The organism is Sulfuricurvum sp., assembly GCF_028710345.1.
Taxonomy (GTDB): Bacteria; Campylobacterota; Campylobacteria; order Campylobacterales; family Sulfurimonadaceae; genus Sulfuricurvum.
Window position 1 is genome coordinate 1 of sequence record NZ_JAQTUH010000005.1, and the last position, 13006, is coordinate 13006.

The 13006-nt window shown below is 40.3% G+C and carries 7 protein-coding genes; 6 read left to right on the forward strand and 1 reads right to left on the reverse strand.

Features of this window, described 5'->3' with window-relative positions; all coding sequences use genetic code 11:
* The 6 genes from PHC76_RS07605 to PHC76_RS07630 all read left to right on the forward strand — a co-directional run.
* Nucleotides 1-5681: cadherin-like domain-containing protein (locus PHC76_RS07605; RefSeq protein WP_300209910.1), on the forward strand; the 5681-nt coding region annotated here is incomplete at its 5' end.
* 20 nt (nt 5682-5701) lie between these two features.
* Nucleotides 5702-6346 (forward strand): transglutaminase-like cysteine peptidase, encoded by a 645-nt coding sequence (locus tag PHC76_RS07610; protein WP_300209911.1) that lies wholly within the window; start codon nt 5702-5704, stop codon nt 6344-6346.
* Nucleotides 6347-6349: 3 nt separating this feature from the next.
* Complete coding sequence (locus tag PHC76_RS07615) at nt 6350-8308, forward strand: LapD/MoxY N-terminal periplasmic domain-containing protein (protein ID WP_300209913.1); 1959 nt, start codon at nt 6350-6352, stop codon at nt 8306-8308.
* A gap of 168 nt (nt 8309-8476) precedes the next feature.
* On the forward strand, nt 8477-10216 hold the full coding sequence (locus tag PHC76_RS07620; protein WP_300209915.1) for a YgiQ family radical SAM protein: 1740 nt from the start codon (nt 8477-8479) through the stop codon (nt 10214-10216).
* A 27-nt stretch (nt 10217-10243) separates the two neighbouring features.
* The gene (locus PHC76_RS07625) at nt 10244-10741 is read left to right on the forward strand and encodes a hypothetical protein (RefSeq protein WP_299974640.1); all 498 of its coding nucleotides are present in this window, start codon (nt 10244-10246) and stop codon (nt 10739-10741) included.
* Nucleotides 10742-10909: 168 nt separating this feature from the next.
* A complete protein-coding gene (locus PHC76_RS07630) occupies nt 10910-11149 on the forward strand; it encodes an addiction module protein (RefSeq protein ID WP_299974642.1) in 240 nt (79 codons plus the stop codon).
* 45 nt (nt 11150-11194) lie between these two features.
* On the opposite strand, the gene PHC76_RS07635 is transcribed toward PHC76_RS07630, so the two are convergent.
* Complete coding sequence (locus PHC76_RS07635) at nt 11195-12994, reverse strand: GGDEF domain-containing protein (protein WP_299974644.1); 1800 nt, start codon at nt 12992-12994, stop codon at nt 11195-11197.
* Between the last annotated feature and the right edge of the window lie 12 nt (nt 12995-13006).

Below are 13006 nucleotides of genomic sequence, written 5' to 3' on the forward strand. Positions count from 1 at the left end.
GCGATAGCATCGCAGAAGGTAGTGCTAATACCTTTACGATCAACCTCTCTAACGCAAGCACCACAGCAACAACCGTAAACCTTGCTCTCTCTAATGGCACCGCAACCGTTGGAACCGATACCGGTACAACGTACAGCGTCAGCTATGATGGAGGAGTGACCTATACAACCCTTGCAGGATCAACCGCAACCGTCCCTGCAAACGCAACCTCGTTCTTGGTACAAGTGAGTACGGTTGCTGATTATGTGAATGAATCTACAGAAACTTATACATTGACTGCAACAGCTAACAGTGTATCAAAAGGAGGAACAGGAACTATTACCAATGTTGATCATGTTCCTACTCCGTTTGCTGATTCAAATACAGTATTGGAAGATAATTCAGCTACCGGTAACGTTTTAACGAATGATACTGACCCAGATAGTGGTACTACACTAAGTGTTACTCAATTTATTATCAATGGTTTAACTTATACTGCTGGTGCAACTGCGGATTTAGCTGGTGTTGGAAAACTTGTCATAAATAGTACAGGTGACTATACTTTTACTCCGGTTACAAACTGGAGTGGTACCGTGCCGACAGCAACATACACTGTTTCTGATGGTACCATGACTGCAACAAGTACATTAAATGTTTCTGTGACTGCTGTTGCCGATACACCGACAGTCAGTATTAATGGAAGTGCATACATAACGCAAACCATCGATGTTACAAATGCATCAACTACCAATAACGGCTTTACAATAACGGCATATGATGCTAATGGAACTGCTTTGGTTAATGGAATCAGTACTCATACAACCGATCCATCAGGATTTGGGGTAGCAGGGGATGTAAATGGTGTAGCTACAGGAGCAAATGCTAAAGGTGATTCTACTGAAATTCAATATGATACTACTCTTAATAAAGCAGAATCTATTGATGTAAAATTTAGTAATTCTGTATCCTCTATTGATGTTTCATTTGCATGGCAAAATAATCACGAAACAGTAGAAGTTCAATTCTACAGCGGGAATCATGTGTTGGTCGGAACAAGTACTTATTACGGAGGTTTTGACGGTGCTGATCCAGCCAAGACTCTATCTCCATCTAGCGGCGTATCTTTTAACGAAGTTGTATTTACTACTCCTGCTGTGGGTGATGACTATTTGATTCACTCAATTTCGTTTGAAAAATTGTCAGCCTCAACTTCAACGGTGACAACAAACGACAACAGTACAGTTAGCTTGAATGTTGCATCTGCATTGACTGATACTGATTTATCAGAAACATTGGTTACAAAAATTAGTGGAATTCCTGCTGGATATACAATTACGGATGGAACTAATACCTTTACAGCAACTACGGGTTCAACAACTGCCACCGTAACAGGTTGGAATTTAGCTGCATTACAATTAGATGTACCTATGAATAGTAGTAGCGGTACTGTGACATTGACGGCTACGGCTACGGCTACAGAAACATCTAATAGCTCTAATGCTTCAGCTTCAGCAACTTTTGATATTGTTGTTGTTCATAAAAATAGTGTACCAACAACTCTTCCTGTGACTGTTAGCGGAAATGAAGATAGTGTAATCCCAATTACGTTAACTGCTAATGATGCCAATGGTACAGTAGCAAGTTTTGTACTTAACAGTCAGCCACTTAACGGTTTACTCTATTTAGATGCTGCTATGACACAACTTGCACCAGGCAATACTGCATTAACGGCAACCGGCAATGCATTGACATTGTATTTTATGCCTGATAGTAATTGGAATGGTGCTACTACTTTTAATTTTAATGCAGTAGATAATGAAGGGGCATCTTCTTCGACAGTTTTAGGAACTATTAATGTCGCACCAGTGAATGATGGAACATCGATTACCATTAATGATGCTTTCTATACAACGATTGGTACACCAATTACTATTACAGCGGCACAGTTGTTGTCTAATGATACTCTCATTGACCATGCTAAATTGACAGGTATCACAAATATTACTACTCCAAATGGAACATTAGTCGATAATGGTAATGGTACCTATACCTTTACCCCATCATCGGTTGGAACAGGAACTTTCCAATATACCTTGACTGATGATAATGGCGATACGTCAACAGGAACAGTAACCTTAGGCTCATACGCAGCAGGCACGGTTATTCAAAATGTTTATGAATCTGGCTTGTCTTCCGGCTCAATGGCAAGTGATGCATACACTCCGATAGTACAAACGGGTGCATTGGGTTCTATCACAAATATCGTTGTGAATGGAATAACCTATACACTTACAGCAAGTAATACGACGATTACAACCACGTACGGTCATTTAGTTGTTAATAATACAGGTTCTTATACCTATACATTGGATCATGCAGTTAATAATAGTACGCAAGCTGGCGCAACATCTACCGATTATACAGAAATATTTACAGCAACGAAAACAGCAGGGGGGAGCGCAATACTTAACATGGTTATCCATGATGATACACCATCAGCAACACCAGGGACAGTCATTATCCCAGAAAGTACATTGCCGTCTTATAATATTGTCCTTGTCCTAGATTGTTCAGGAAGTATGTTAAATGCAGTAAACGGTGGTGAGGTAAAAGATGGAAATGGTAACTACAGTACTCGTATGCAAATGGCACAAAGTGCACTCAAATCGCTTGCAGCCGAATATTTTTCACAAACATCGGATATAGCAATTAAAGTTGTTTTATTCGCAGGAAATAACACTGCAAGTTTGGCGAATGATAGTATTCTTCTTAATGGTGGAGCTGCTTATACCTCTTATGCAGCTATTTCGACTGCCATTGATGGTGTCGCAACGACAACGGTTACGGCTACAGCTGCTACGAGTACTGTTAATACTGCATATAGCAGTGTGTTTGGTATGATGACCGATTACCAATCGGCATTGGCAAAAGCACAAACTGCCATGGGAACGGGTGTCGCAGGAAAAGATAATATTGTTTATTTTGTATCGGATGGGGCACCCACTAGAGGTGATATGACTACTGCACCGGAAGTTGCATACAACACATGGGCTGCAACGAATAATATTACATCGTATGCAGTGGGAATCGGGACAGGGATTACCGATGCATCCAAATTAAATCTAATCCATAATGTTGATTCGTTAGGGGATGGCGTAGTAGATCCGGCTATTATGGTTCCAGAACTCAGTTCTCTTGAATCGACATTGCTTTCAACCGTTCCACCGTCATTCGGAGGGAATGTATTGGAAGCATCAGGACATCAAACAGTAACCTACGGTGCAGATGGCGGATATATTTCGAAAATGACATTGTCGCTTGATAGTAACGGTGATGGTATAGCTGATACCGATGTTGCATTTACTTATAATAAAACGACAGGGGTAATTACGAGTGATCATAGTACGATAACCGGTTGGAGCACTTTAACCGCTTCTTCGATGATACTTGGAAGTGCTAATGGATTTACACATGGTTCTGTTGTCTTTAACTTTACTACCGGTGATTATACGGTTTATACACAAGGGACTGCTTCAGCAGGAACAACATTTAATCTAAACTTTATCGTTACTGATAATGATGGTGATACAACATCAACCTATCAAACTATTGATATTGTTAATGGTAAACCTATCGCGAATAATGATAGCGATACTTTATTTGCAAAAAATACTTCTCTTACTGGAAATGTGGTAACGGGTGAAGGGACTGATGGAGGATTGAGTCTTGGTAATCAAGTAACACAGTTTACAGCGCAAGGAGTTGGAGTTGACCATATTATCGACAATGCTGTGGTAACATCGATTAACTTCCATGGAGTAAATTACACCCTTGGGTCTTGGAGTGGAAGCACCTTTACCGCAGCAAATAGTAGTGGCAGTGGAACAGGATATACATATACTATTACAAATGGTCAGTTAACATGGAATGCGACAAGCGGTGGACAGCAACTGGTATTCAATACCGATGGTTATTATAAATATACACCGCCGACAGTGGACGTTCCAACACAAACGCTAGCTGCATTGCAAACGGTTAATCTAACCAGTTTGGCAAATGTGACTGCTGGAGGATTAACATTACAAGGTTTAACAGCAGTCGATACGGTAGCTCATACCACTGCTACACAATCCTTTACATCGACGACTACCGTTGCTACTGCTTCAACAGCAGGGGTGACTTTAAGTGCAAAAGATTATCTCGGTGGAACAGCTGCAACATTGTCTTATGCTACTGCTGGAGCTAGAATTGATTCGACAGGAACAACAACAGATAGTACAACAGCAATTGATAAAAATGAAGCACTGACGATTAGTTTTAGTACAGCAAAATTTGTGCAGGGTGTGAATGATCCTGTAATAACATTGACTGTCGCTACAGCAGGAAATGTAGTTTATAATGTTTACAATACGAGTGGTGTATTCTTAGGTAACACTACTGTTGCAGTGGCAGCAGGGACACAAACGATTTCACTAGCAGGTTATTCAAATGTTGGATCTGTTTCTGTTCAAGCAACAACAGCAGCTATTCAAGTAAAAAGTGTCACTTATGCCGATCCAACTACTGCGAGTGTAACCTATCAAGCCGCGGGTGCAGGAGTTACCGGAAATGTGGTTGGTGTTGATACACTAGAGTCGTTGGTGATTAATTTTAATCAAGCAACGTATGCAGCCGGAGTAACAAATGTCACTTTGACTGCGTCACGTGCAGATACGTTTACCTATACCATTTATGGTATTGATGGGGCGTTATTAGGACAAACCAGTAGTGCAGCCGCAACATTTACAACTGATCCAACCTATAGTAATATTGGGAAAATCGTCGTTACAGCAGCATCGGATACTACTATTAGTACAACGTTTAGTAGCATTAAATTTCAATCGATTACGAATAACGCTACTGCAACGGCTGTCGATGGAACGGATGTTACCTATACGTTAACAGACAGTACGGGTGATCAATCATCGGCAATGTTACATCTTAATATTGTATCGAATGAGTATACCGGAACCAGTGGAAATGATACTATCACAGGTAGTACAGGTAATGATTCCATATCTGGTCTTTCTGGTGATGATACAATCCATGGCGGCACCGGTCATGACATTATCAACGGTGGAGATGGTAATGATACTCTTTATGGAGATGCGGGCAATGATACCATTAACGGTGGTGCAGGAATAGATAGCATCTATGGTGGTGATGGTAACGATATCATTGATGGAGGCACTGGAGCCGATAGTATCGATGCAGGTGCCGGAAATGATACCATCACATATGATGCAGCAGATACAATGATCGATGGTGGAAGCGGCATGGATACAATCCTACTTGCGAGTGGAACGTCGATTGATTTCAGTTTGCTTAATACTTCTAATGATACTATGCATCAAGTTGAAATCATCGATCTTAAACCAAATGGTGATCATAAATTAACAAATCTAACGTTGCAAGATGTTCTTGATATTACTCAAGATACTGCGCATACAGTTCAACCATCGAGTGAACTAGTCATACTCGGTGATATGGGTGATCAAGTAACGTTACAAACGAATGCAACACACAGCGATTGGTATAAATCAGGTACAGGAACGGTTCTTGATAAAGATAATATTTCTCATGATGTAAATATTTACCAAAATCATAGTGATCCAACTGTTACCGTTAAAGTTGAACAAACAATCGATCAACATCTTGTGTAAAATTTCGATAGAATAAGGGTATGAAAAAGAGATTTACCCTTTTCATCGTTTTGGCGGTTTTGACCGCTACCCTCATTAGCTCTCCCGAATTTTTTATTGCTAAACCTTTTTTGGATAAAATCGAAAAAGAGTATGGTGCATTTGCCCTTCGTCGTGCGGTATCTTTAGTGGCTATGATGAACAGTGTCAGAGATGCTGATGAGATGAATAAGCTTGAAAGTGTTAATGAATTTTTTAATCGTACACCCTATGCATCGGATCAAACAACATGGGGGGTAAGTGATTACTGGGCAACACGGTTAGAATTTATCGGTCGTGATAAAGCTGATTGCGAAGACTATGTTATCGCTAAATATTTTACCCTTAAAGAACTGGGTGTTTCACCCAAAAAGCTTTACATGACGTATGCTAAATCGTTACGTTATCGAACTGCTCATTTAGTGCTTACCTATTATGAAACCCCTAAATCTGTCCCTTTGGTCTTGGATAACTACAATTACAAGATTCTCCCTGCATCGGCACGTAATGATTTGGTACCGATATACAGTTTTAGCGGCGATGAGCTTTTTTCTGCCAAACAAGCCCAAATCGGAAAACTCGTACCTGCTTCAGGGGAGCAAAAACGTCCGTGGAACGAACTTACAATCACACAACAAAAGGAATAAATCATGAGCTTATTTAAACAACTTGCCATTATGTTGACGCTGTTTTTAGGGATTATACTCGCTTCGGTTATGGTACTGAACTTTAAAACGGCGAGTGAATTTATCCAAAATCAGCTCTATACAGATGCTAAAAATACGGCACATTCATTAGGACTTTCGCTCTCAAAAGTAGCTGATCCAAATGATCCATCAAGCATGGAGACGATGATTAATGCGATTTTCGACAGCGGGTATTATCAAAGTATAGAACTGGATGATTTGGATGGCAAAGTGGTGTATGAACGTCATAACGATATGCTCGTGAGTGATGTACCGCAATGGTTTATTTCGGCAGTAAAAATTGAGAATGCGAGTGCAACCAGTAATATTATGATAGGTTGGAGTCAATTTGGGACATTACACGTTAGCGGTCATACGGGAAATGCTTATCGTCAATTGTACTCGACATTGATCAACCTTATTGAAACTTTTTGTATGATGGGTATCGTTGTTTTTGCTTTTCTCTATATCCTTCTCAGCTTTAGCTTAAAATCACTCAAACGGATAAAAGATCAGGCCAAAGCGATTATAGACAATCAGTTTATTTTTGAAGAGAAAATCCCGTTTACGACGGAATTTCGTTCTGTAACGGTTGCTATGAATGCAATGGTAGGTAAGGTTAAAGATATTTTTGAACGTGAAAATGAAACACTTCGACGTTATCATGAATTGCTCTACAAAGACAGCGAGACGAAACTCTATAATCGTCGCTATGTTGTCTCGAAACTCCCCGATTATCTCCAAGCCGATACCTCTAATTGTGTCGGTATGTATGCATTGTGCAGTTTTGATGAGTTGGATCACTTTAAAAAAGAGTTTGGTTATGAAGCGTATCATCATCTGATGATTGATTTTTCAAACGAATTGAATAGTCAATTTTCACAGAGTCCCTCATCGATGATTGCACGACTGAATGAGAGTGATTTTTTTGTGGTTCTTCCAGCACAAAGTTTGAACGAAATTCATAAGGGTATGAGTGCTGTGATGGAACAGCTAAAAGAGCAGCTGTATAAAGAGTATGAAGGATCTTCGGAATATCTTATTTTCGGATGTGCACTCGGAAATTACAGTGAAAAAGATACCCTTAAATCACTATTCTCACGCGCTGATTATTCGGTTACTCATGCAAAATTACGAGCAAATTTTACGATTGATATTGCTCATGAAGAGGAATATGCTTTGGTTCTCGGTCGTGAAGAGTGGCGTCAAGAACTGTTATTATCATTGGAAGAGTCCCGAATGTTATTGGCATTTCAAAGTGTTGTTAGTTTCCATAATGATGCGTCAACTGTATTACATGAAGAGATATTCCTACGACTTCTTGATCGTGAGGGGGTAATTCACTCGGCAGGATATTTCATTCCGGTTGCAACCAGTCTTGGACTTGTAGAACAGCTTGATCGATATATGATCTCAAAAGTGCTTAAACATCTAAAGGATGATGGCTCAACAGTTTCTATGGCTCTTAATCTTAGTAGTGATTTTGTTACCAAATATACCAATATGGAATGGCTCAAAGAACAATTAAGTGCTTTTGCTAAAACCAATACGACCCCATTGTGGTTTGAGGTGAGTAATTCAATAGCACTTTCTGAGATAGATGCGGTTAAAAATATCAGTATGTTGGTTAAAAGTTTTGGTCACCGTTTTGGTATTGACCATTTTGCTATTCCAGAGAGTGGGGCAGGGTATTTGCAAGTGATTCGTCCCGATTATGTTAAATCCAATGGATCGTATTTGAGTGATATGATGATCGATAAAGAAAACGGCAACTCACGAGAGAGTTTTCATAATCTTGCAAAAAGTTTAGGGATTTCTATCATTGCAATTATGATTGAAAACACAGAACAAATGGAAGAGCTTCGTCAGATAGGGCTAAATAACTTCCAAGGCTCATTTGTCGCTCCGGTAGCAATGTTATAATTGAATTAATCAGTTTTTTTCTTACGGGTGAGGACGAATGCGAAAACTGCTACAACCGCGAGAAGTATAAAAATATTGCCTTGTTCGACCATAAAGTGTCCTTTAAAATGTATGAATTACAGATTATACCATAGCGCACTGTAAGTGATATGAGCGTACACTTCGATTATGAAAACCATAACCCCCGAAACCCTCCGTTACCTACCCACCACCCGTGCCGAAATGGACTCACGCGGATGGGAACAATGCGATGTAATTCTTATAAGTGGTGATGCCTATATCGATTCACCTTTTATCGGGGTTGCGGTCGTGGGGCGTATATTGGAGCGGGAGGGGTATCGTGTCGGGATTATCGGACAGCCTGATATCACTACCGATGATGTAATGCGCTTGGGTGAGCCGAAACTCTTTTGGGGGGTGAGCGGCGGGAGCGTCGATTCGATGGTCTCCAACTATACCGCGACCAAAAAATTCCGCAACAGCGATGACTATACCCCCGGTGGTGTCAATAATGCACGACCCGATCGTGCGACGTTGGTTTACACCAACCTAATCCGCAAATATTTCAAAAACACCGTCCCTATCGTCCTCGGAGGTATCGAGGCGAGTTTACGCCGTGTTACCCATTATGACTACTGGACGAACAAACTGCGTAAACCGATACTCTTTGATTCCAAAGCCGATTATCTCATTTACGGAATGGGGGAGGGGGCGATTGTTTCTCTGCCCAAAGCGTTGTCAAACGGTGAATCTCCCCATAACATTCGAGGGGTATGCTATATTGCGAAAGAGCCACGTGAAGAGTATTTGAGACTTCCATCCCATCAAGAGTGTTTAGATGATAAAGAGCGCTACATCGATCTCTTTGATGCGTTTTACGATAACAATGACCCCATCTCGGCAAAAGGGTTGTGTCAAGAGGTAGACGGACGCTACGCGATCCAAAACCCTCCCGCCGATTATTTGGATGAGAACGAAATGGACGCGGTATCTGCATTGCCCTTTACCCGTGAGCTTCACCCTTACCATCGACCCAAAGGTGCTGTGAAGTGTCTGGAGACGATCAAATTTTCTATCATGACCCATCAAGGGTGCTGGGGAGAGTGTAATTTTTGTGCTATCGGCGTTCATCAGGGGCGTACTATCCGTACCCGCAGTGAGGAGTCCATCCTAAAAGAGGCGACGCAGTTTACCGAGTACAAAGATTTCAAAGGAATCATCAGCGACGTCGGAGGCCCAACGGCAAACATGTACGGCTATGAGTGTACTAAAAAGCTCAAACACGGTACGTGTGCTCATCAGAGATGTGTCGATGATACCCATCTTTGCAAATCCATGAAGGTCGATCACACCCGTGTCATCAATCTCCTTCGACGGCTTCGTGAAGTACGCGGAATCAAAAAAGCATTTGTCGCTTCGGGTGTTCGTTATGATCTCATAAACGAGGATAAAGCTCAAGGATACGAATATCTCAAAGAGATGGTGCGCCACCACATCTCAGGACAGATGAAAGTCGCCCCCGAACACACCTCCGATCATGTCCTCCACCTCATGAACAAACCGGGGAAACAAACCCTCGTCGATTTTAAAAAGCTCTATGATCAGCTCAACCGCGAAGAGGGGAAAAAGCAGTTCTTGACCTACTATCTCATCGCCGCCCATCCGGGATGTACCGAGAAAGATATGCACGATCTCAAACGCTTTACTACGGATGAGCTAAAGATGAACCCTGAACAAGCACAGGTCTTTACCCCGACCCCTGGAACGTATTCTGCCGTGATGTACTACACCGAGATGGATCCTGCCACCCGCAAAAAAATCTTCGTTGAAAAAGATACGGCGCGTAAAGAGAAACAAAAACAGATTGTTGTTGCTAAAGATAATTTTAAGAGCGGGTTTGGGAGTTAAATGTTTTATCATAAAAGGAGGTTGTAAATGAAAATAAAATTATTGATAATACTTGCTGGTCTAATTCTATTGATTGGATTTTTTTATTTTTATGATTTTAATCGGGAAGGGCATGGATTGGAGATTGAGAATCATTCGGATGGCAATATCACAATATTAAAAATTGTCAATGATGATAAAGAATTAATTCTTCCAATAGGCGCAGGAGTTTTAGAATCAAAACCACATAATCAAAACGTTTTCAATCATGATTCTATTGGTGGGTGTGATGTTTTAACGTCTGGACGCTATACGCCTGGTACTCTTAAAATTACCATTAAAAATGAAATTGGCGAAATAAAAACTGCTTCATGTATTTTAAAACGTTCAAGAAATGTAGGTATTTCCTATGATAGTGAATTTATTGTTCAGTATATGGGTAATAATCAATTGATGTGTCGAAATATAGGTTTTGAAGGAGTTGATTGTGCTTCTCCTGATCGAAGATTAGGAATCAAAATTATAGATGCAAATACATCTTCTTAAATATCTTGTATAACTTACTTTTCCGTTCGTGGTGAGCTTGTCGAACCATGAACTACACACCCTTCGACAGGCTCAGGGCGAACGGGGTAAAATAAGTAAATGCAAATTTACTCTCATTTAGCCGAAATAAGATAAAATATTTAACAAGAAAAAAAAGGGGGTTGAATTATGATAAGTTTATCTATTCAAGAACCGAAAATCGAGCATTTTTTTAAACATTCACAAGAAGAGATGATCAAAGCACTGCGCTTTATCGTTGAACATGAGATCGACTATGTTGAATCCTCATACGAGCTTTCGGCTGAACAAAAAAAAGAGCTTTCATCACGTATCGAGTCGTATCACAATGATCGCTCCATTGGAAAATCATGGAGCGACATCAAGAATTTATTATTGTTTCGAGATTGAATTTTAGATGTTACAAAAGGAATATTTTAAAATCGGATTTGGGAGTTAATAAAGCGGTTCCGGTTTTCCGGTGTAATATCCTTGGGAATAATCGATCCCATGTTCTTGAACAGCGACATAAATCGCTTCATCACTGACAAATTCGGCAATCGTTGCAGCCCCAATTTTACGAGCAAAATCGACGATAGTATCGATAATGATAGCGTGACGGTTGTTGGTTGTTATTCCGCGAATAAGTGAACCGTCGATTTTGATATAATCGACTCCCAATTTTAAGATATTTTCAAAATTTGAGTATCCTGTTCCAAAATCATCAATAGCGATTTTAGCCCCTAACGCTTTTACTTGGGTAATAAAGTGGGTTACTTCATCGTAATTTTCTATCCCCTCAGACTCCAAAATTTCAAATACAATGCGAGAAGCTGTGTTCGTTTCGGTAATGATTCGGATAATCTCACTTACAGTGGATGGGTTTCGTATGTCACTGTCTGAGAGATTAATGGAAAACTCTTCATGACGATTTTCAAAAACATGACAGGAGTGTTTGACCACCTCTCGTGTAATTTGGGGATAGAGCTTGGTTTTTTTTGCAATCGATAAAAAATCATTGGGGAGGATAAGTACTCCGTTTTCATCTCTCATCCGTACCAAAGCTTCGTATTTATCAATTTTCCCCGTCTTGATGTTAACGATAGGTTGAAAATAACAGTGTATCCGTTCTGAAGCGAGTGCTTTTCGGATAGAACCTGCCATGGCAATATTGGTTTTATAGGTTTGCTCGACGTTGTGATGCTCTTTGTAGAGGGCAATAGGTGTTTTGCGCTCTTTAGCTGAATGAAGAGCAATATCAGCATGAGTAAGGAGCTTATTACCTCCAATAGAAATGCCGATTGATAATCCTATATGTATGGACTCATCATCAATGATAAATGCTTTTTCTTCGAGATTAGTAAGGATAGTATTCATTTGTGAACGCACTTCATGCCATTCTAATGAATCATTGAAAAGGACAGCGAATTCATCTCCTCCGATACGATAAGGATGAGGATAGATAGTTTGAAGCCATTCACTGAGTTGACGCAAAATAGCATCACCCGCTTTAATACCGAAAAAATCGTTAATCTCTTTAAAGTTATCGATGTTAAAAATAGCACATCCCGTTGGATTATTGGATTCTAAATCGAGAATAATTTTTTGTCGGTTAGGGAGGGAAGTCAATTGATCGTAATAGGCTAATGTTAATAATTTTTCTTGATGAGAATCAATCTGAGTTTCATAAAATGAACGCGTTAATACTATATTGACGATAAAAGCACAAATCTCAAGAAGACGCTTGTGAAAACCGGAAGGGGAACGGTGTTCAAAAGAGCTGAGGGCAAAACTCCCGATTGCTTTTCTATTTTTGTCTCGAATAGGCATAGACCAGCAAGAGCAGAGGTTAAAATCATACGCTATATGTCTGAGGTCACTCCAGCGTGCATCTGTTTTGGTATCTTTGACGTATTGAGGTTCGTTATGAAAAACGGCATTTCCGCATGATCCCCCTCCTGTGCCAGGTTTAAGACCTGCTAGTGCATTATGTCCAACTTCTGGGATTGAGGGAGCTGATATCACACTCATTAATCCGTTGTCAGGATTCAATAGCATGATAGAGGCAACAGAGTTCGGAAGTAACTTTTCAGCCATTTGGCATAAGGTGGATAATACTATCTGCTCATTCTTGCCAGTTGCAATAAGTTCAAAAATCTTTTCTTGTATGTCGAGAATTTTGGTGTATTCAATAGGGGTAAGGATAACCTCTTCTTCACTCTCTAATGATTGGCAATGTGCTGTAGTTTGGGACATCTAACACCTTAC